This window comes from Paenibacillus pini JCM 16418 (assembly GCF_000576305.1).
Taxonomy (GTDB): domain Bacteria; phylum Bacillota; class Bacilli; order Paenibacillales; family Paenibacillaceae; genus Paenibacillus_AQ; species Paenibacillus_AQ pini.
The window spans coordinates 1-21,644 of record NZ_BAVZ01000002.1; the positions used below are offsets into that span (position 1 = coordinate 1).

Here is a 21,644-nt window from a genome sequence, read left to right on the forward strand (position 1 = left end):
TTTTTATCAAATTAAGAGCCATTAGCTCAGTTGGTAGAGCACCTGACTTTTAATCAGGGTGTCGTAGGTTCGAATCCTACATGGCTCACCATTTTACTCCTTGTTTTATAAGGAACTGCCTTCAAATGTGCGCGTGTGGCGGAATTGGCAGACGCACTAGACTTAGGATCTAGCGTCTATGACGTGGGGGTTCAAGTCCCTCCACGCGCACCACTATTTGCGGACGTGGCTCAGCGGTAGAGCATCGCCTTGCCAAGGCGAGGGTCGCGGGTTCGATTCCCGTCGTCCGCTCCATTACAAATGTATATGCGCCCTTAGCTCAGCTGGATAGAGCGTTTGACTACGAATCAAAAGGCCAGGAGTTCGAATCTCTTAGGGCGCGCCATTTTATATTTTATCTAAGCCGGTGTGGCGGAATTGGCAGACGCGCGCGACTCAAAATCGTGAGGGAAACCGTGGGGGTTCAAGTCCCTCCATCGGCACTTTATTATTACAGTATTTTATCGGGACGTAGCTCAGCTTGGTAGAGCACCTGGTTTGGGTCCAGGGGGTCGCATGTTCGAATCGTGTCGTCCCGATTCTAAAGAAACCATCGAATTATTTCGGTGGTTTTTTTGCTGTATAAATTTGTAATCCCGAGGTCACAATAAAGAAAAAGAGGGAACGAAGGATTACCGTGAAAGCTGCTCAATTCAAGAAAAAGCTGCAAAAACAATTAAGACGTTGGAAGCGTCGTTCTTTAACACTTGGCATAGGTTTATTAGCTATTGTAATGATATGGATGGGTATTTATTTGCCGGGTAAGGTACAATCGTTGCTCAGTAAAGAGGATCCTCTTGCTATGGAGACGCTGCAATATATGCAGGATAATCGTACTCTAAACACAGATAGAGATAACTCTAAGCTATGGAATCAGCTTAATAGCTCTACTAAGAAGCATGAAGTGATGATCCGGAAGATGTATGTTTGTGGCTTGGAAGAGCAACACTTGGGGCTACTCCGATCAGATGAAATATATGCTTTAATAAACGAACATCCCTCTTGGAACGGACATATGGATACAAAGGAAAAAGTATGGTTTGACGAAAGTATTTCTGATTTATCACCTACATGTAAGCAGCAAGCGTATATGAGTCTTGATAAAGAAGGTAATCTTTCTTTATTTGATGGGCCACCTAAAGATGAAAAAGTAATTAAAACCTTTTTTCAACTTGATATTAATTCTATGGAATCAACGCTACCCGATGGAGCACTAAAGCATCTCTATAATGGGATTCGTATTCAGGATATGGACGAGTACAATAGCGTACTATCCACATTCAGTGATTATGCGCGCGAAGGGTAACGTGTGGTTTATCATAAAAGACACCTAAGTTCATTTGAACTTAGGTGTCTTTGCTTTGAAATGATTGATATTAGAAGGAAATGGTCCAGTTGAATTCGTCAGGGAGACGTCCAGTCTGAATACCAGTTAGGCTATCATATAAACGCTGTGAGATCTCACCGATGTTGCCTTGATTAATATGGATCTCCTGATCATTCCAGTGAAGCTCACCGACAGGAGAAATAACTGCAGCAGTACCTGTACCAAATGCTTCGTCTAGTTGTCCGCTAATGGACGCTTGGAGTACTTCCTCCATCGAAATTTTACGTTCTTCTACAGGAACACCCCAGCTTTGAAGCAGTGCAATGACAGAGCGTCGTGTTACGCCCTCAAGGATACTTCCATTGATAGCAGGGGTAATCACCTGTCCATTAATTTTGAAAAAGATATTCATGCTACCGACTTCTTCAATATATTTCTTCTCAATGGCATCAAGCATAAAACTTGAGAGAAACCTTCTTTTTTAGCATCATTTTGAGCTTTGATGCTGGCAGCATAGTTACCGGCAGCTTTTGCGAAACCGATACCGCCTTGAACGGCGCGAGTATAAGAGCTTTCAACATTAATTTTAACAGGCTGCAGACCCTCTGAATAATAGGCACCTACTGGCGATAAGATGATAAGCAGCTGATAGGTGTAGGATGAGCGAACGCCCAGACAAGGCTCTGTCGCGATGATAAAAGGGCGGATATATAGTGATGTTCCTGGAGCTTGTGGAATCCAGCTACGATCCGTGTCCACTAGTTTTTGAATAGCTTTAATCACAAAAGGTCCAGAAACTTCAGGAATTCCGAGACGATCGTTAGAAATGTTCAGACGCTGCATGTTTTGATCAGGACGGAACAACAGCACTTTTCCGGATTCATGAGGGAAGGCTTTCATTCCTTCAAACACAGCTTGACCGTAATGAAATACCATGGCGGCAGGATCTAAAGAGATAGGCGCATATGGGACAATACGAGGATCATGCCATCCTTGGCCATCGGTATAATCCATGACAAACATATGATCTGTAAAATATTGACCAAAGCCTAGATGTTGTTCATCTGGCTTTTCTTTGGGTTGTGAAGTTAGTTGTACTGCGATTTCCTCATTCATGTGTACCGTTCTCCCATCGTTTAAGTAGATTATATTTATCATAAGGAACAAAAAACGATTGGTCAATTCAATGTTATCAATTAAAATAATAGTCATTACCAATAATTGGAGGAGTATTGATGGAATTTCGCTTGCTTGAATATTTTATGGCGGTGTGCGAAGAGCTTCATTTTACGAAGGCAGCCACAAAGTTAGGTATTAGTCAGCCAACCCTTAGTCAACAGATCCAATTGCTTGAAGGCCGCATGGGCACCATGTTATTTCGTCGAGTTGGGAAAAAAAACTATTTAACTGAAGCAGGCCAGACGTTAAAGGAGCATACCCTTCGAATATTCCATGAATTGGAACAAGCGCAAACTGAAATCAATGAACTCAAAGGAATGCAACGTGGCAAGCTCCGAATTGGATGCTCGGGAAATCATTTACTGACAAGGACACTGTTATCTTTTCATATGAAAGTTCCTGGAGTCTCATTGTCTATTCTTGAATTGACGACAGAGGAGACTAAGCAGGGGCTACTGGCTAATAAATTAGATTTAGGCATTGTATTCTTACCACTGAATGATGATCAGATTATTAGCAAGGAGCTATATACAGAGGAGCTCAGCCTTGCGGTAGGTCTGGAACATCCCCTTGCGGGGAATTTAGCAATTAGACTTCAACAGCTAGACACAACATCATTAATTCTGTTCCCAGAGAAATTTCTAGTGCGGCAGATGATTGATACATATAGTTTGGAAGCCGGTTTAATGATGCAACCAATTATTGAGTTATCGACGATGGATTCGATAATGGAGTTAGTCCGTTTAGGGGTAGGAGCTACGATTCTTCCTAAATCATATTTGATCCATCTGAATGATCCCCAAATTCATGTCATTCCAATTGTTGACCCTGCGCCGAGAAAAGAGGTTGGAATTGTGTATCGTAAAGAAAAGTTTATAAATACGGCTCTTGAAGCCTTTATACGTGAATTAATTCTGACCTATAAACCGCTGTCAGATGAAGTGGGCAATGAATAAATCTGAAACTTTAATGTTATCTGAGCTTCTCTATGACTAGTAGTCTTTTAGGGCAGTCATAGACTTGTCTGGAAGTTTTACATATAATGAAGAGAACGAATACATATGTTCGCTTATGGATAAGGGAGAGATTAGTTTTGCGGATTTTAGGAATTGACCCGGGTATCGCCATTGTCGGCTTTGGATTTGTGGATAAGGTCGGAAGTAAGATCACTCCGGTCCAATACGGATGTATTCAGACAGAGGCTCATACGCCGGATGAAGAACGACTGCTACATGTATATGAAGCGCTGGTGCAACTCATTGATCAATATAAACCGGAGGCTGTTGCTTTCGAGAAACTATTTTTTAATAGAAATGTTACAACTGCGATGTCGGTAAGTCAGGCCAGAGGAGTGCTTATTCTTGCAGCGATACAGAAAGGTCTACCTGTAGCTGAATACACTCCAATGCAGGTTAAACAAGCGATCGTGGGATATGGCAAGGCGGAGAAGAAGCAGGTGCAAGAAATGGTACGCATGTATTTGCGATTACAACAAATTCCTAAGCCGGATGATGTCGCGGATGCCCTTGCGGTAGCCATTTGCCATGCTCATTCCTATACGCTAAATTCCAAAATAAATGAGGTACTGAGAACATGATTGATTTTTTAAGAGGAACAGTTGCTCATCTGGAAAATGAATATGTAGTGCTGGATGTACAGGGGGTGGGTTACCGTGTATTTTGCCCCAATCCGTTTGCTATCGCCAAGACAGAAGGTTCTGTGACAGTTTACATTCACCATCATGTACGTGAAGATGCTATCCTATTGTTTGGATTTGCTACTCGTGAGGAACAGAAGTTATTTCGCAAGCTAATTGATGTGTCAGGCATTGGACCTAAGGTTGCTCTAGGCGTTCTTGCTGGAGGTACTCCGGATCAAGTCGTGAGTGCAATCTATCAAGAGAATCTTACTTTTCTGACTAAACTGCCGGGGATCGGAAAGAAGACAGCGCAACGTATGGTTCTCGACTTGAAGGACAAGCTTGATGGCCTAGGTAACGTTACGATTGCTTCTGGATTGTTTGCAGTACCAGAACCTGTTCAGGGGGATGGTTCAGCTTGGTCTGAAGCTCGTGAAGGTTTGCAGGCACTTGGTTATACGGACGCGGAGCTAGACCACGTATGGCAGAAAATTAAAGAAGACACAGCATTCGGGGAAACGGTAGACGTTCTTATGAAACGGGCTCTGAAACAGCTCTATGCGGGTTGAGTTAGAGTGCAGAAGCTGTTAGGGAAGGAGCGATAGGAATGGAAGACCGGATTATATCAGCAAACTTGATGATGGAAGAACAGGCGGTGGAGCTAAGCTTCGTCCTCGCTATCTGGCGGAATACATTGGACAGAATCAAGCCAAGGAAAACTTGAAAATTTATATAGAAGCTGCGAAAATGCGCAATGAAGCTTTGGACCATGTACTTTTGTACGGACCCCCAGGGCTCGGTAAAACGACGCTAGCTAACATTATAGCCAATGAACTTGGTGTTAATCTAAGAACGACTTCTGGACCGGCTATAGAGCGTCCGGGAGATCTAGCGGCCCTACTGACTAATTTACAGGAAGGCGATGTGCTCTTTATTGATGAGATCCACCGACTTCATCGCACAGTAGAGGAAGTGTTGTATCCTGCAATGGAGGATTTTGCACTCGATATTATGATTGGAAAAGGTCCAAGTGCCCGTTCTGTGCGTCTGGACCTGCCTCCATTTACATTAATTGGTGCTACAACCCGTGCAGGTCTACTGTCTGCGCCACTTCGTGACCGTTTCGGTGTAGTTAGTCGATTAGAGTTCTATACAGTAGATGAGCTGAGCTATATAGTGTCTCGTGCTGCTGATATATTTGGCATCGAGATGATTGGTAATGCCGCAGATGAAATTGCACTGCGTTCACGGGGGACTCCACGGATCGCCAATAGGCTTCTTAAACGGGTTCGTGACTATGCACAGGTTAAGGGTGATGGCATGATTACGCAAGAAATTGCCGAAAACTCACTTAAGCTATTGCAGGTCGATCCTAGAGGACTTGATGCTATCGATTATAAAATGCTTCATTCTATGATTTCTAGTTTCCGCGGTGGCCCAGTGGGGCTGGATACGATTGCAGCGACGATAGGTGAAGAAAGTCAGACCATCGAAGATGTCTATGAACCTTACCTTCTGCAAATTGGATTTCTCCAGCGTACGCCTCGTGGACGAATGGTAACGGCTGCTGCGTATCAGCACCTAGGATTACCCTTTCCAACTGATCGTTCTTAAATCGTAGATTGGAATGGAATAAACGCCAACAGCATAAGGGGGAGAATAATGAATGATCAACTTAGGGGAAACGAGAGCCAAAGCGCTAGCATGGTGTGGTAAAGGGATTTTGGCAGCTGTACTTGCCGCAGGGATATGGCCGACAAGTGCTGGAGCTGTAGGAACGACTGCAGATACGATCCGAGTTGGTATGTTTATGGATCTGGGGAGTACCTATAAATCTACGACTGCTTCTGTAACACTGTCATCGGGACAGGCGTGGGGAGCAGGATTTAGCACAGGTGCATTGGTTTCATTTTCACCAAATGAACAAGTTAAATTCAGTGTGGATGGATACCGAGTGAAGGTGCTTGAAACCACAGATCTTAAAGCAGCGAATGATGCTTATAAGAAACTGACAGCAACCAGTGATAAACCTTTCTTGTTTAGTGTAAGCAGCGCAGGTAAGCTTACATATCAACTGTACGCAGGTAACTATGCGACGGAACAAGCGGCAAAAGATGCTGCATCCCGTACAGCCAAGACAGCTTCAGCCCAGCTAAATGGACAAACTCCCGTCGTTAAAGGGAGCAAGCATCTGTCGGCTGGAATATATGCGTCACAGGCTCAGGCGGAGGCAGCTATGGCAAATATAACAGCTACAGGTATAGATGCTATGGTGGCCATTCAGCAAACAACGGATGGCAGCTCACAGTATGCAGTTTGGGTTGGTGAAGCAGCAAACGACGCAGATCTTGCAACTGTACAGAATAGCATGAATAAACAGATGCCTCAGGTGACACTGTCTGCTGTCGATAGCAGCTTGTCGGCAATCATTTTGCGGCAGGATGTAAGTTTAGGTCAAACGGTTAGACATCTTCAGGTAAGCGGTAGTAATGCCAAGTGCCTAATATCAGCCGATTCAAGTGGAATTAAGGTCACAGAGAGATCTAATCGAACATACCGCGGTAGCATCGAAATCAGCTCGCTTAATGGACAGTTGGCTTTGGTTAACGAGGTTCCGGTAGAACAATATTTATACGCAGTGGTTGGTGGAGAAGTACCTTCATCTTGGCCAATAGAGTCTCTTAAAGCACAGGCGGTTTCAGCACGTAGTTATGCTACCTTTACGAACAATAAATTTAAAATTGCCGATGTGGTGGATACAACGTTAAGTCAAGTTTATAATGGTATTTCCGCTGAGGCAGCAAGTATAATAGAGGCTGTTAACGCAACAAAAGGCGAAGTTCTGATGAAAGACGGTAAGGTGGTTGAAGCCGTATTCTCATCGAATGCTGGGGGATACACTGCGGACACCACGGAAGTATGGAACAGTGGCGGAGATGCTTTTGCAGCAGTACCAAGTGCGGAAGACAATGCATCGCAGAAGGGTCTGAAATCGTGGTACCACGTTCTTCTTAGCAATGGTATTACAGGCTATGTAAGAGAGGATAATGTCAAGGCAACAAGCACTACGGCAGCAGGACTGACTAAACTTACTGCGACAGCTAAGGATACGAATATCCGACCGATTCCTCAAATCCAGTCTAATGTGAACGCTGTGGCTAAGCTGAATCCTGGTGATACGGCGATTGTGCTTGAGAAAGTAGACGAGTCCAGCAGTTATGCATGGCTGCGTGGACCCTATACTTCTGCCGAATTGGTTAAAAGCTTGAAAGGGAAGACCTCTACACCAGCACCAACGTCCATTACTACGCTCGAAGTGACCAAACGGGGACCTTCAGGTCGTGTTCTTCAAATTAAGGCTAATGGGCAAATTTTAGATGTGAAATATCCGGATATGTTCCGTTCAGCTATGAATGGACTTCCTAGCACTTTGTTTGATATTGTACCGACGGGAAGCTATACTGTACAAGGCGCGGATGGAAGTACCGCTAAGGTTAACGGATCAACAACAGTGTCTGTCATTTCGGCATCAGGGGTCTCTTCCGCAACAGGTGCTGGAACTGTTGTTATGAATGGAGATAAGAATGCAAGAGTGGTAGACAACGCTCAAGGCTTTATGTTTACTGGCTATGGTAACGGCCACGGACTTGGACTCTCGCAATGGGGAGCGAAAGGTATGGCAGATGCAGGGTATGGTTACCAAGATATTTTGAAACACTATTATCAAAATGTGACTATTGTTAAGGACTGAATACAACATGAATGTAGAATTATATGATTTTGAATTACCAGAGGAATTAATTGCTCAGACTCCACTTCAAGACCGCACCTCTTCACGTCTACTGACACTGAATAAAGAGAGCGGTGCTATGGCTCACCATACGTTCAAAGATATTGTGAACGAGCTTCATGCAGGTGATACTTTAGTGTTGAATGATACACGTGTTATTCCAGCACGGTTGTTTGGTTTGAAAGAAGATACTGGTGCAAAGGCTGAGGTTCTCCTCCTTAAAAATTTGGGAGAGGACCGCTGGGAAGCGCTCGTAAAACCAGGCAAGAAGCTAAAGGTGGGCAGCGTCATTCACTTCGGAGACGAACTTAAAGCAGTCATTGAAGAAGAAAGTGATATGGGTGGAAGAGTGCTCTCCTTCACATATGAAGGCATTTTTCAAGAAATTCTAGATCGCCTGGGGCAGATGCCGCTTCCTCCTTATATTAAGGAGAAGCTGATGATAAAGAACGTTACCAGACGGTATATTCTCGTCATGAAGGCTCTGCTGCGGCACCGACAGCAGGTTTACATTTCACGGAAGAATTGCTCGATGAAATTCGTGCCAAAGGCGTAACGGTAACCTTTATTACGTTACATGTGGGTTTAGGAACGTTTCGTCCGATGTCTGTAGATCGAGTAGAAGATCATGTGATGCATGCTGAATATTACTCGATATCGCAAGAGACAGTAGAGGTATTGAATAATGCGCGAGATAAAGGAGGACGCATTATTGCAGTCGGTACGACTTCCTGTCGTACATTAGAGACTGTAGGTAATCGTTTCCCTGAGGGACCACTTGAAGCTTGTAACGGATGGACGGATATATTCATGTACCCTGGATATTCGTTTAAGGTTGTTAATGCTTTGATTACGAATTTTCATCTCCCTAAATCTACGCTGGTCATGCTCGTCAGCGCTTTAGCTGGACGTGAACATATTTTAGAAGCATATCAAGAAGCGATTGATATGGAATATCGATTTTTTAGTTTTGGAGACGCAATGTTTATCTACTAAGCCCGGATGATCGGCTCATAAGAGGAAGGTATATGAAATGGCAGCAGCAGTATGGTACGAACATATTAAGACTTGTAAGCAGTCCGGCGCACGTTTAGGACGTGTGCACACGCCCCACGGAATTATTGAGACACCTACCTTTATGCCTGTAGGTACTTTGGCTACGGTTAAGACCATGAGTCCGGAAGAGCTTAAGGCAATGGATGCTCAAATTATTCTAAGTAACACCTATCACCTTTTCCTGCGTCCGGGTCACGATATTATTCGTGAAGCGGGTGGACTTCACAAATTTATGAACTGGGATCGTCCGATTCTTACAGACAGTGGCGGTTTTCAAGTATTCAGCTTGAGTGATATGCGAAAGATTACAGAGGAAGGTGTTCATTTCCGTTCTCACCTTAATGGAGATAAGCTATTCATTTCGCCAGAAGTAGCTATGGAAATTCAGAATGCACTGGGCTCAGATATTATGATGGCATTCGATGAATGTCCACCCTATCCAGCGGAATATGATTATGTTAAAAAATCATTGGAACGTACGACTCGCTGGGCAGAACGTTGCCTTAATAGCCATGCTCGTTCGCATGATCAAGGACTGTTTGCTATCGTTCAAGGTGGTATGTATGAAGATTTGCGTAAGCAGAGTGCGCGTGATTTGACTTCCATGGATTTCCCGGGGTATGCTATTGGTGGACTCAGCGTGGGAGAGTCTAAGCAGATCATGTATGACGTGTTGGATTACACTGTTCCCTTACTCCCTCAGGACAAACCTCGTTATTTGATGGGGGTAGGATCACCAGATGCTTTATTAGAAGGATCGATTCGGGGAGTGGACATGTTTGATTGCGTTCTACCTACACGGATTGCTCGCAACGGAACAACGATGACAAGCCAGGGACGACTGGTAGTACGCAATGCCAAATTTGCTAGAGATTTTGGCCCTCTTGATCCAGAGTGTGACTGCTATACTTGTCAGAACTATTCAAGAGCCTATCTACGGCATTTAATTAAAGCCGATGAGACATTCGGTCTAAGGCTGACGACTTACCACAATCTGCACTTCCTTCTGAACTTAATGAAGCAGGTGCGTCAAAGTATCATGGATGACAGACTGCTTGATTTTCGCGATGAGTTTTTTGAGAAGTACGGGCTTTATGAGAATAAAAGTGGTTTTTAATGAAATGTAAGTGGCAACAATGGGAATGTTCATGAAAGGGGGGAAAGAATATGGTAAATAGTATGTTGGAAGCAGCAGCTCCAACCGCTAGTGCTGGATCAGGTCTAACGGGCATGATTTTGCCACTAGTCTTAATGTTCGCGATTTTCTATTTCCTGTTAATCCGTCCACAGCAGAAGAAATCGAAGACTCGTAATTCCATGCTTAGTGCACTTAAAAAAGGGGACAAGGTAGTCACCATTGGTGGGTTGCACGGAACAATCTTGGAAATTTCAGACGATATTGTAATTCTGCGAGTGAATGATGTAACGAAACTTACGTTTGACCGAGGTTCAATCAGTCATGCGGTTAATTCTTCCGAGGTAGAAACAAAGGAAGCATAAGAAGAGGATATACACAAAAAGGCTTCTCCATTCGTCTGATGATGAATGGAGGAGCCTTTTTATGAATACATTTTTTGATTTTTGTTGAGACGGTAGGGTTGGTTATTCTTAAGCGATAGTTTCGCAAAATAAATACCTAAGTTAGAAGCAAGTAAGCCTAGCATCGTACCTGCTACCATATCAGTTAACCAGTGAATGCCAAGATAGAATATGCTGAAAATAATAACAGTGGCACTAATTGCCGTCATTACAGCAAATCTACGATTGCCCGAACGTATACCGAGTACAAGCATGGTCACGGAAATGGAAGTATGCAAACTTGGAAAACAGTTGTTCAGACCAGATAGTGGACGATAGGCCTCCTCAAATCTCGGGAATACATCGAGCATAAGAAATGATACTCCGGCAGGTGGATACGACCATACTTCATTAACAGGAAAAAAGAGATAAAATGGAATAGCGACAGAGTAGTTAATGATGATTGCAAAGCAGGTCGCGATCACAAACACTTTGTTCTGGTCGGAAATATACACACCGATTGAAGCAATTAAGAGCGATTGAAAGATAATGACATAGAAAAAAACAGAGATCGGGGTAATATAGCTGCTATGGAAAAAATTCTGGAGATTTTGGACAAAATCTCCCTCTAACCCATAGACCCAAGGGGTAAAGTCAGTATTAAAATGTAGGCGTTCCTCGATCTTTAATTCATATTTGTTAAACAATAAAATGCATACCATAATACAGAAAAGTAACAAAAATTTACGCGAGGTTAGCAGCTCTCTTATGAATAAGTAGGCCGCTCTGAATGGATTACGCAACGTACCCAGCCATATTAATAAGAATACAGCTATAGTTGAGGCAATGGATACTACCTGCATGTTTTGGTATAGCAAAGCGAAAAAAGCCCCCTCTTAAAAAATAATCACGTGAAAACAGTGTACCATATTTTAAGAGAAGAAATGCTACTAATTATTTCTACTATTGACACCAATCATGCCACCAATTGAACCCGAAGCAAAGGCAAGAGATGCGAGAATTAAATCACCAGTCTTTATGGAACTATCCAGTGCAAGAAATCCGATCATGATGACAAGGAATCCGTATATAAGCCCCGTCATTCCGCCTTGATACCACCCTCTTTTGCCGGAACGTTTACCAGACACTAAACCGCCAGCAAACGCGGAGAGGGCATGGACTACATAGGTGTAGTGTGAAAGACTTTGTTCCCGCATGCCACTCATCCACAAGATCAGTGAAAGTAATAGTGCGCCCATCATCATCCAGACAAAGGCGTAATACAATCCCGATAGAGTCGGATTAGTAATCCGATAAGAGAACAAGCGCCGAACTATATGCATAAAAGTACCCCTTCCATGACCATAAGTTATTGTAAATCTATGAGCAGGCTTGCCCCATTAGTACAAGTAATTTTCCAATAATTAATTACCGGAGTTCTGTATGTGTGAAATAATGTAAGGCCAAAATATCACCATGGATTCAATGATTGCTGGAGGGAGCAGGTGGATACATGGCATCTGATATTTGGAGTTATATTTTCCGTACGATTCTAATGTATTTCGTGATCTATTTAACGTTGCGCATTATGGGAAAAAGAGAAATCGGAAAGCTGTCGATATTTGATTTGGTTATCTCCATTATGATTGCAGAAATCGCGGTGTTTGTACTCGAAGATATACATCGCCCTATATATGAGGGAATCATTCCAATGGCCACGCTGGTCTTGATTCAGTTGCTTATAGCTTTTGTCAGTTTGAAGAATCGCGGCCTTCGTTTGTTATTTGAAGGGAAGCCAAGTATTCTGGTGTCCGGTGGCAAATTACATCGCGAAGAAATGAAGAAGCAGCGATACAATTTAGATGATCTATTACTACAACTACGAGGACAAAAGATTGAAAATGTATCGGATGTCGAGTTTGCCATTCTGGAAACCTCGGGTCAATTAACGGTTATTCCTAAAAAATCGTCATCCAATCATCCGAATTCTTCTTTACGACAAGAAGTGATAAGGAAAAAAAGTTTCCAGAACACACCATTAGAACCATCGTCTTCATCAGAAGATCAAAGCATTCCGATTTTTGGTCAATCCCGTAGATCTAGAAAAAGAAGAAAGATACTGATTCCAGCGGGACAGTTCAGTTATGGTGTATTGCCAGTTCCACTAATTATGGATGGAAAAGTGCAGGATGATAATTTGCATCGACTTAACAAAACGAGATTTTGGCTGAAAAATCAAATTGAACAAAAAGGAGTCCGAGATTTCAAAGATGTATTTCTGTGTTCGATTGACCATAAAGGACAAATTTATGTCGATCGGAAATAATTAAGCGGGTCGAAACCATTTTCCAATCCATGGAACCCTTCCTAAATCCCTTAGTGAAACCAGTTTAGAAGAGAAAATGATGATGATAAAGACGAGCATCCCGATGATTATCGAAACAGTGAACTGCATCCAAGTAACATGTTGGTAGGGAAGATGTAGATAGCTGTACCTAGTGCTACCAGCCATAATAATCATTGCAGCGGTAAGTTTTAAGAAATCTAGAAGTTTAAATCTGTAAGCAAGTAGACGGCTTACGCTATAACCATGCAGTAAGGTGACTACGATGCTGTTAATAATGATGGCAATAATCGCACCATAGATACCGTATTGTGGCTGGGAAGCTAAATATAATATTAATATTAATTTGATCCCTGCGCCTACTAAGGTGTTGACTAAAGCTCTGCCTGGTCTATCGAGTGCTTGTAGGGTAGCTTGAAGTGGTGCTTGGACATACAGGAATAGCCCAAATGGAGCCATTAATCGCAGCATGTCGGAAATGTCTGAATTATTATAAAGTAACAAACATAATGGTTCTGCAAGCACATACATCATGACTGCAAACGGCGCTCCACTCACTAGGGACAATCGAATAGTCTGATTCAGTCTCTTATGAATTGTTACTACATCTCGTCTGGCTGCTGCTTCGGATAGCGATGGAATTAATGAAACAGCAAGTGAAGAGGTCAAAGCACCTGGCAGCAGTAAAATGGGGATAATCATACCCTGTAGCGCCCCATATTGTGCGGTTGCTGCTGAGGTGGCGAATCCCGCAAGAGCCAGACTTTGGGCGATAATAATGGACTCAAGTAAGTAAGAAAAGGAACCAATGAGCTTACCCCCTGTAACAGGAACCGTAATCCGCAATAGAAGTGCAAACATCCTTTTTCCAGTGATTGAACTGTTGTCGGCGGTTTTATGTTGATCTCCTATGCTAAATGTAACCTTAGGTTCACGGTAATATTGCCACAGCAATACCATTAATCCGATAAATTCACCCGCCATAACTCCGAGCATTGCTCCAGCAGCTGCGAATGCGATTCCTTTCGGTAGCAACAGATAGGAGAACCACAGGATACAGACAATTCGGACTAGACTTTCAATGATGGACGAAGTTGCGGATGGGATCATGTTCTGCTTGCCTTGAAAGTACCCCCTATATACAGATGAAACAGCAACAATGACGAGCATGGGACTCATCGCGATGAAAGTATAGTACACTCGCTGATCTGGAAGGAAAACGCGTGTTACCCATGGAGCAAACCACAGGCATAGCCCCATAAATAAGGTGCCTAGACCTAAGGTTAGAGCTAGACTAATTTTTAAAACTAAATGCGAATGCTTAGGCCGTCCTTCCGTCTCAGCCTCAGATACTAACTTGGCTACAGCGAGGGGAATACCGCCAGTAATCAATGTCATGATAACCAGAAAGAAGGGGTAGCCTAATTGAAATATACCTACTCCTTCAGCACCGATGATACGGGGAAGAGCAATTCGTGGAATAAAACCTAAAATACGGTTGATTATTCCAGCTGCAAGCAAAATCATCGTCCCCTGAATAAACGTTTGTTTGTGTATCTTCTTCAAATGTTCCCTCCCTCTTCCTGGGTCGAGGCTATACTGTTATGATGTGTGTCAGACCTTTTGTATATGAATATGCTGGACCTGTCCATTCTCATGCCATTGTCTTTGTAGATGAGAACATTCCGTCAAAAAGAAGGAAAGATAAGGGTGGAGGTCGAATGTTGAATCAGGCCACAGGTTAATACATAAGAAAGCAGAAGGCAATTGAGGAGGCGAAGCGGATGGAGTCAGAGAATTTAAATGCAGCAGAGCTTGAAGGAGCCATCGAATCCATGTGCCAGAGCAAAGCAGAAGAATTTAGACTTGTAGGTTATGAGCATGTAACGAGTAAAGATATATGGGAATGTGTTAGTAGTAAATATGAGAAAAGTGGGGTTCCTCCGCTGCATCAGTTGGTAAACGACATCTTATCTTTAAAAGTGTTAAGTTTCATGAATTATATGACGATATCTGCATATAAGGGATCCATTTTCTAAATAGGAAAAGGATCTTTTTTATGGTGATGTCTTCATATGTGTCATATGAACCTAACAAACGTCAAAATATATAGTCGACAAGAATTGATAAATTGACTGCATTTTGACGCATAGCTATAATAGGAATATTGAGAACGAAAGGGGAACTAGGAACGGCATGAAAAGAATTACTACTTTTATCATCGTCGTGCTTGTAGCGATAGGGGTCATGGCCTGGTCAAGCCCATCATTGTTGAACAATGTTAGGTTAGGTCTAGATCTTAAAGGAGGCTTCGAGATATTATATGAAGCGCAGCCTTTGGAGAAAGGTCAGAGTGTAACTCGCCAATCTCTCATTCGTACAGCTGAAAGTCTGGAGAAGCGTGCTAATGCACTTGGAACCAGTGAGCCTGAGGTAACAACTGAAGGCACAAATCGGATTCGGCTTAAAATTGCTGGTGTTACGAATGAAACTGAAGTAAGAAAGAAAATGAAAGAACCTGCTTCTTTGACTTTCCGAAGTGCGGATGGCTGTAAGGCACCAACAGAAAAAAGCACAGCGAAAGATGTTTATTGTAAGATTGAGATGGTAGGTAGTGACTTCGTTGAAAACGGAGCAAGTGTGAGTTATGACTCACTAAACCAGCCTCAAATTAACATTAAAGTTAAGGACAAGAAAGAATTTGCTGCGTTAACCAAGCGTTTGCTTAACAAGAATCTTGCAATCTTCCTAGATGAAACGATGCTGTCAGCTCCAGAAGTAAGAGGCGAACTGACAGATGGAAATGCTTCAATTACAGGTAATTATACTAAAGTTGAAGCTAATCAACTTCGAGATACGATTAACTTGGGCGCATTACCGTTGAAACTTACTGAGAAGTATTCCCAAAGTGTAGGAGCTACATTGGGTAAACAGTCTCTTGAGAAAACGATTGAAGCGGGTATCATAGCTCTATTGTCATTCTTATATTTATGATTGGTATGTATCGTCTACCAGGCGTTATTGCTAGCTTTGGACTTATTGCACATACTTGGCTGTTAATATTAGTATTTGTATGGGCCGATTTCACCTTAACCTTGCCGGGTATTGCTGCATTTATCTTGGGTATCGGTATGGCGGTGGATGCTAACATTATTACAAACGAACGGATCAGGGAAGAAATGCGCAATGGTAGAAGTGTGCTCTCTTCAGTTAAGGCAGGAAATAAATCCTCCATGCGTACGATTCTGGATTCCAACATTACGACAATTATTGTCGGAGGTGTAATGTTTGCATTCGGTACGGGGTCCGTTAAAGGTTTCGCATTAGTACTCATTGTTGAAATTGTACTTAGTATCCTAACGAACGTTTATTTCACCCACTTCTTGCTTAATCTTCTGGTCAAGGCTGGACTGCTTAAGAAGCCGAAGCAGTTCGGGGTAAAGGAGAGTGAAATTAATGCACTTTAATAAAGAATATGATTTCGTAAAGCTGAGTAAATACACATTTATTTTCTCAATCGCGCTGACGATTGCGGGCATTATCATGCTCTCCATCTTCGGATTGAATTATGGTGTTGACTTCCAAGCTGGTTCCAATGTAGATATTAAGTTATCTAAAAATTTAACTAAGGCTGAAGTTCAGCCTATCGTCGATCAAATGGGTCTAAGTAAAGAAGCAACGATCGCCCCAGGAGATAAACGAATGAATATTCGTTTTACTAAAGTACTTACTCCTGAGACAGATGATCAACTAAAAACAGGTATTCAAAAGCTGGACAAGACGGCTTCCTTTGAAGTGAATACAGTCGATACGGAAATGGCTAAGGAACTTGGACGGAATGCTATTTATGCCGTGCTGATTTCTTGTATTGGTATTATTATTTATGTAAGTATCCGTTTTGAGTGGCGCTTCGCTGTGGCAGCTATTATCGCTCTGTTGCATGATGCGTTTATGGTTGTGGCAGTATTCTCAATCTTCCGGCTAGAAGTGAGCTTAACCTTTATCATCGCTGTACTGACTATTATCGGTTATTCCATTAACGATACGATCGTTGTCTTTGACCGAATCCGAGAAAATCTACGCTTTGGTAAACAGAAGACGAAGGTTGATCTAGCTGCTTTGATGAATAAGAGTGTCAACCAAATGCTTATGCGCTCTATATATACAGCTTTAACTGTATTTATTGCAGCATTCTTCATGTTTATCTTAGGTGGAGAATCAATCAAAATGTTCTCACTTGCAATGGTTGTCGGTTTGCTATTCGGAGCTTATTCTTCCATCTTTATTGCAAGCCCACTTTGGTTAATTTTCAAAAACAAACAAAAGACCAATTCGAAGGTAGCCAAGCCTTCCAAAGCTTAACTATGAAGTTGCTTAAGGAAAGCCGCGTCTATGCGACGCGGCTTTCTGAATGATTAGGGGAACGTGTGCATTTCACTCAACACTTGCATATGCTCATTTATTTTGAATTAACGGACAAGGAAAGCATACCTGTGAAGGGATTGTCCATTTTCAGATGAAATCGGCATTTGGGATTGCCGGAGGGGAGGCTATCATGGGCACACAACTTTCAAGAGCATCCGATACGGTCACTTGGACGGGAATTGTCGGTGATCTGATGCTCGCTGTTTTCAAAGGCGTTGTTGGATATTTCTCAGGTAGTAAAGCACTTCTAGGAGATGCATTATATTCTCTTTCAGATGCAGCTAGAGCACTTGCACAACGAATTTCATGGCGATCGGGTACCAAGTCTCGAAACTTGCAAAAATATGAGGTTCCTTCGGGTAGAACAGAGCCGATGCTAGCTGTTTTATTCGCAGTACTTGTCCTGATGGGTGGACTACAAATTGCCGTGGCTGCGATTCGCGAACTATCTACAGGGAATCTGCGTGTACCAGAACAGTTTTCACTTATTGCGATATTTGTGTCTTTAGCAGTGAAAGAAGCCATTTTCCAGTTCCAATTTCGTCAGTCCAGAAAATCGGGTGATGGGAAGCATAACACCTATGCAGAGAATCATCGTTTTGGGCTCTATTCTTCACTTACAGTGCTCGTGGGAATATTTTTGACAATGGCAGGCGATACCTTCCAGTGGTCAGCACTTCTGTATATGGGTCCTGTTTCTGCTCTAATTGTGGCGGGATTCGTACTCTTTAAAGGCTATCAATTGATTGTTAATTCTGTATATGGAACCTTGGTTCAGGAAACGGAAGAAGAGGACGCTATTAGTTTTATTGAAACCGTACAGCGTGTACATGGTGTTATTACGGTGAATGATTTAAGGGCGCAGGAACAGGGCCACTATGTTACGATTGATCTTAAAATCAGCGTGAATCCCCGGATCACGGTTCTAGAGGCTCATGATATTGCTGAACGGGCTAGGAAGCTGTTAATGCATCGGTTTGTGCACGTCAGTGATGTTCAGATTCAAGTCGTTCCCTATGATCCCGGTTATCCGTATAAATCGAATCATGAGCTTACGGATAATGAGTTGCCGACGATTATTCAATAACATTCACATGTGAATGTTGTAAGGAACTTGGCAGGGAAAGAAAGGTGAATACGATTGCTTCAATCAAAATATGTATGGCAGCCTCCTGCCAGTGATGCTCATTGTGCTGAGCATCTGGCGGAGGCATTGTCCGTTTCTCCCATGCTTGGCGCGCTCCTTGTCAACAGAGGTGTGGTAACACCTTCAGAAGGAAAGGCTTTTCTGCATGGCGGTCTTGAGGATTTATATGATCCCTTTTTGCTACTAGGCATGAAAGAGGCCGTTTTACGGATTCAACAAGCGGTTGAGAGCGGAGAACACATTTTAATATATGGGGATTATGATGCTGATGGTGTTTCGAGTACATCGCTAATGATCCAATTTATGCGCTATATGGGTGCTTCCTATGATATTTATATCCCACACCGTTCGAACGAAGGGTATGGTCTTCACAATCACGCGCTAGACTGGGCACACCAGCAGGGCGTGAGCCTAGTGATTACGGTGGATACGGGTATAAGTGCGGTGGAGCAGATTGCACATGCGAACTCACTAGGTATGGAGGTCATCGTTACCGACCATCATGAGCCGCCAGCTATACTTCCAGAAGCGTATGCTATTATTAATCCGAAGCAACCTGGCTGCCCATATCCTTTTAAAGGACTCGCTGGTGTAGGGGTGGCTTATAAGCTTACTCAGGCTATGCTGGGAGAACCGCCGATAGAATGGACAGAAATTGTAGCGATTGGAACCATCGCAGATTTAATGCCACTCACGGATGAGAACCGAATTCTGGTGCGCAAGGGTCTGGAGTGTATGCAAAGTTCTTCCTTCGTGGGTATTCGTTCGCTAATGGAAGTTAGCGGTATAACGATGTCAAAGGTGACTTCAACGAATGTCGCTTTTGGTATGGCTCCGAGGATTAATGCCAGTGGTAGATTGGATCATGCTGGTTCGGCGGTTGCATTGCTGACGACTGATGATCCGGACGAGGCTCAGCGGCTTTCTCATGCTCTTGATGATTTAAATAAGAAGCGTCAACAAGTTGTGGAACATATCGTGGAAGATGCTTTGACGCAGCTACAGGATAAAATGAAAGGCCGGGACGTTCCTCATGTTATCGTACTGGCTGGGATCGGATGGAACGTTGGCGTTGTTGGTATAGTGGCTTCCAAAATACTAGAACGTTATTATCGGCCGGTTATTATTCTGGGGATCGACGAAGCGACTGGAATGTGCAAGGGTTCTGCACGTTCTATTCCGGGACTCGATATCTATGAGGCACTTAACTCCTGTAGCCATGCGATGGATCACTTTGGTGGTCATCCTGCTGCGGCAGGTATGAGTCTACATCGGGATAACCTAGTTGCCTTTGAGAATGGTCTGAATGAACATGCAGCACAGGTGCTGAGTGCGCAGGATTTTGTTCCAGAGACTCCTTCCGATGGTGAATGGAGTTTTGCAGATGTACCACTCTCTACGATTGATGAAATGAGTATGTTGGCTCCGTTCGGTATGTCGAATCCGGTTCCAAAATTCATATTTCGCAATGTGAAATTACTGGAGACCCGTAAGATGGGGCGGGAAGGCAATCATTTGAAGTTAGTATTACAGCAAGGTAGTTATAAGCTAGAAGCCGTAGCTTTTGGCAGAGGTGATGTCGCTGATATGCTCACTGAAGGTGATATGCTTGACGTGTTAGGTGAATTATCTGTTAATGAATGGAATGGTTCACGTAAACCTCAGCTTATGCTCCAAGATTTATCAGTTCCAAAGCCACAAGTTCTGGATCTAAGGGGAGCGCGAGAGCCTTGGCAAGAAGCAGAGCGTCTGTACCAGGTGCTTGTGCCTCACATGGGTTTTAGTGCTTCTCAAATGGCCGTAGTTTTCCATCCCGATGCGGCTCCTGAATTACCTATAACTCATCTGAATGATTCAACCCTATGGTATATGATCATAATATGAATATTCAGGCTTGGAATGATTCTGCCGAAAGACATGGACGTGATCGTGTAAACACTTTGTTTATGCTCAATGTGCCTCAATCGACGGCTCAACTCAAGGAACTGCTTAGCTCTTTTAAACAGTTAGCAAATTTGATACTTATTCATCCAGGTAGACAAACCGTGGAAAGGTTGTCCATACCTACACGTGATTTGTTCAAGCAGCTATATGTTATGCTTGCTCGGATTGCTGCCGAGCCTGTACAGGAGAGTGAAGCACTACTGCGTTTAAGCCAGCAGTCTTCCTCAACGGTTCGGATGTTATCGAAGATGATGAATGTGTTTGAGGAGCTTAATTTCATTGAGCGGGGAAACGGACAGATTCGGTTCATTCCGCAGCCAGCGAAGCGAGATTTGGATACATCACGTCATTTCCGTGATCTAGGTCAGCTTGCTGAGCTGGAACAGCAAATGATTCATACCGACACTTCTCAGTTGACGAATTGGATAATGACCCGTTTACAAGGAGTACCAACTGCTTAACTTAGGATTTTCTTGCAAAGTAAGTTGTACTTCGTAAAACTTAGATTATGCTTACGAAGTAAGTTTTTACTTCGTAAAACTTTTAGATTATGCTTACGAAGCTAGTTTTACTTCGTAAAACTTTTAGGAGGAGATTTTTTTGGATTTTAAAGATTCTATTCGAGTGATTCCGGATTTTCCACAGCCAGGAATCAGTTTCAAAGATATTACAACGCTATTGCAAAATGGACCTGCTTATAAAAAGGCCATTGATGAGATGAAGGAACTGGTATCCTCTCTAAAAATTGATGTTATTGCTGGTCCTGAAGCACGGGGATTCGTTATAGGTGCACCACTGGCTTATGCACTTGGCGTGGGTTTTGTGCCTATTCGTAAAAGTGGCAAGCTTCCGTATGAAACGATTGAGGTTGGATACGATCTGGAGTATGGTAAAGATACGCTTGCGATGCATACTGATGCTATCAAGAAAGGTCAGAATGTACTGATTGCAGATGATCTTCTTGCTACAGGTGGAACCATTTCAACTTCGGTTAACTTGGTAAACCAATTGGGCGGTAATGTTGTAGGAGCAGCCTTTTTGATCGAATTGACTGCCCTCAATGGACGCGCTAAATTGCCTGGTATTGAAGTATTCACAATGCTAACGTACGAAGACTAATAACACCGGAAGTATTTTCCCGGGAAATAAACTTAATATCATGGTTAACGTAAGGCATCCTTCTGGATGCCTTTTTTTGTCTTTTAATACAGGAATAGCAGCGATGAATATGCTAAT

Annotated in this window: 15 protein-coding genes, 6 tRNA genes and 5 pseudogenes; 22 read left to right on the forward strand and 4 right to left on the reverse strand. The window is 43.0% G+C overall.

Annotated elements, in window-relative coordinates; all coding sequences use genetic code 11:
• Window positions 1–15 precede the first annotated feature (15 nt).
• From JCM16418_RS03235 to JCM16418_RS03265, 7 genes are all read left to right on the forward strand, one after another.
• A tRNA-Lys gene (locus tag JCM16418_RS03235) sits at window positions 16–91 on the forward strand.
• Window positions 92–129: 38 nt separating this feature from the next.
• Window positions 130–213: transfer RNA gene (locus JCM16418_RS03240), tRNA-Leu, on the forward strand.
• 6 nt (window positions 214–219) lie between these two features.
• Window positions 220–294 (forward strand) — tRNA-Gly (locus JCM16418_RS03245).
• A gap of 14 nt (window positions 295–308) precedes the next feature.
• A tRNA-Arg gene (locus JCM16418_RS03250) sits at window positions 309–385 on the forward strand.
• Between the two features lie 17 nt (window positions 386–402).
• Window positions 403–482, forward strand: a tRNA-Leu gene (locus JCM16418_RS03255).
• Window positions 483–504: 22 nt separating this feature from the next.
• Window positions 505–578, forward strand: a tRNA-Pro gene (locus JCM16418_RS03260).
• A 98-nt stretch (window positions 579–676) separates the two neighbouring features.
• Window positions 677–1,345 (forward strand): BofC C-terminal domain-containing protein, encoded by a 669-nt coding sequence (locus JCM16418_RS03265; protein ID WP_036646201.1) that lies wholly within the window; start codon window positions 677–679, stop codon window positions 1,343–1,345.
• A 70-nt stretch (window positions 1,346–1,415) separates the two neighbouring features.
• On the opposite strand, the pseudogene JCM16418_RS03270 reads toward JCM16418_RS03265, so the two are convergent.
• Window positions 1,416–2,482 (reverse strand): annotated as a pseudogene (locus JCM16418_RS03270) (branched-chain amino acid aminotransferase).
• A gap of 119 nt (window positions 2,483–2,601) precedes the next feature.
• Here JCM16418_RS03270 and JCM16418_RS03275 point away from each other — a divergent pair.
• From JCM16418_RS03275 to yajC, 8 genes and pseudogenes are all read left to right on the forward strand, one after another.
• The gene (locus JCM16418_RS03275) at window positions 2,602–3,501 is read left to right on the forward strand and encodes a LysR family transcriptional regulator (RefSeq protein WP_036646204.1); all 900 of its coding nucleotides are present in this window, start codon (window positions 2,602–2,604) and stop codon (window positions 3,499–3,501) included.
• A 137-nt stretch (window positions 3,502–3,638) separates the two neighbouring features.
• Window positions 3,639–4,142, forward strand: a complete 504-nt coding sequence (gene ruvC / locus JCM16418_RS03280; RefSeq protein ID WP_036646207.1) for a crossover junction endodeoxyribonuclease RuvC — start codon at window positions 3,639–3,641, stop codon at window positions 4,140–4,142.
• Entirely contained in the window at window positions 4,139–4,753 is a 615-nt protein-coding gene (gene ruvA / locus JCM16418_RS03285) for a Holliday junction branch migration protein RuvA (RefSeq protein ID WP_036646210.1), read from the forward strand. The genes ruvC and ruvA overlap by 4 nt, the downstream gene beginning before the upstream one ends.
• A 38-nt stretch (window positions 4,754–4,791) precedes the next feature.
• Window positions 4,792–5,798 (forward strand): annotated as a pseudogene (ruvB, locus tag JCM16418_RS03290) (Holliday junction branch migration DNA helicase RuvB).
• A gap of 52 nt (window positions 5,799–5,850) precedes the next feature.
• Window positions 5,851–7,935 carry a SpoIID/LytB domain-containing protein gene (locus tag JCM16418_RS03295; RefSeq protein ID WP_036646213.1) on the forward strand — a complete coding sequence of 695 codons (2,085 nt, stop codon included), beginning with the start codon at window positions 5,851–5,853 and terminating at the stop codon, window positions 7,933–7,935.
• Between the two features lie 7 nt (window positions 7,936–7,942).
• Window positions 7,943–8,970: pseudogene (queA, locus tag JCM16418_RS03300) on the forward strand (tRNA preQ1(34) S-adenosylmethionine ribosyltransferase-isomerase QueA).
• 37 nt (window positions 8,971–9,007) lie between these two features.
• Window positions 9,008–10,147: a tRNA guanosine(34) transglycosylase Tgt gene (tgt, locus tag JCM16418_RS03305; RefSeq protein ID WP_036646216.1), complete on the forward strand. Its 1,140-nt coding sequence runs from the start codon at window positions 9,008–9,010 to the stop codon at window positions 10,145–10,147.
• 62 nt (window positions 10,148–10,209) lie between these two features.
• Window positions 10,210–10,530, forward strand: coding sequence for a preprotein translocase subunit YajC (gene yajC, locus JCM16418_RS03310; RefSeq protein ID WP_036646888.1), 321 nt, complete (start codon window positions 10,210–10,212; stop codon window positions 10,528–10,530).
• A 59-nt stretch (window positions 10,531–10,589) separates the two neighbouring features.
• On the opposite strand, the gene JCM16418_RS03315 is transcribed toward yajC, so the two are convergent.
• Window positions 10,590–11,411: a phosphatase PAP2 family protein gene (locus JCM16418_RS03315; RefSeq protein WP_036646889.1), complete on the reverse strand. Its 822-nt coding sequence runs from the start codon at window positions 11,409–11,411 to the stop codon at window positions 10,590–10,592.
• An 87-nt stretch (window positions 11,412–11,498) separates the two neighbouring features.
• Window positions 11,499–11,891 carry a TIGR04086 family membrane protein gene (locus JCM16418_RS03320; protein ID WP_036646219.1) on the reverse strand — a complete coding sequence of 131 codons (393 nt, stop codon included), beginning with the start codon at window positions 11,889–11,891 and terminating at the stop codon, window positions 11,499–11,501.
• A gap of 170 nt (window positions 11,892–12,061) precedes the next feature.
• On the opposite strand from JCM16418_RS03320, the gene JCM16418_RS03325 reads away from it, so the two are divergent.
• Window positions 12,062–12,874, forward strand: coding sequence for a DUF421 domain-containing protein (locus JCM16418_RS03325; protein ID WP_036646220.1), 813 nt, complete (start codon window positions 12,062–12,064; stop codon window positions 12,872–12,874).
• On the opposite strand, the gene spoVB is transcribed toward JCM16418_RS03325, so the two are convergent.
• Window positions 12,875–14,449 (reverse strand): stage V sporulation protein B, encoded by a 1,575-nt coding sequence (gene spoVB / locus JCM16418_RS03330; RefSeq protein WP_036646890.1) that lies wholly within the window; start codon window positions 14,447–14,449, stop codon window positions 12,875–12,877.
• A 227-nt stretch (window positions 14,450–14,676) separates the two neighbouring features.
• Here spoVB and JCM16418_RS03335 point away from each other — a divergent pair, with 227 nt between their 5' ends.
• The 6 genes and pseudogenes from JCM16418_RS03335 to JCM16418_RS03365 all read left to right on the forward strand — a co-directional run bounded on the left by JCM16418_RS03335 (window position 14,677) and on the right by JCM16418_RS03365 (window position 21,527).
• Complete coding sequence (locus JCM16418_RS03335; protein WP_036646223.1) at window positions 14,677–14,931, forward strand: post-transcriptional regulator; 255 nt, start codon at window positions 14,677–14,679, stop codon at window positions 14,929–14,931.
• 157 nt (window positions 14,932–15,088) lie between these two features.
• A pseudogene (gene secD / locus JCM16418_RS24150) lies at window positions 15,089–16,359 on the forward strand (protein translocase subunit SecD).
• Complete coding sequence (gene secF, locus JCM16418_RS24155; protein ID WP_036646225.1) at window positions 16,349–17,254, forward strand: protein translocase subunit SecF; 906 nt, start codon at window positions 16,349–16,351, stop codon at window positions 17,252–17,254. The pseudogene secD and the gene secF overlap by 11 nt, the downstream one beginning before the upstream one ends.
• 193 nt (window positions 17,255–17,447) lie before the next feature.
• Window positions 17,448–18,404: a cation diffusion facilitator family transporter gene (locus JCM16418_RS03350; RefSeq protein WP_036646226.1), complete on the forward strand. Its 957-nt coding sequence runs from the start codon at window positions 17,448–17,450 to the stop codon at window positions 18,402–18,404.
• 54 nt (window positions 18,405–18,458) lie between these two features.
• A pseudogene (gene recJ, locus JCM16418_RS03355) lies at window positions 18,459–20,869 on the forward strand (single-stranded-DNA-specific exonuclease RecJ).
• Window positions 20,870–21,008: 139 nt separating this feature from the next.
• Entirely contained in the window at window positions 21,009–21,527 is a 519-nt protein-coding gene (locus tag JCM16418_RS03365) for an adenine phosphoribosyltransferase (RefSeq protein ID WP_036646231.1), read from the forward strand.
• Window positions 21,528–21,644: the final 117 nt, after the last annotated feature.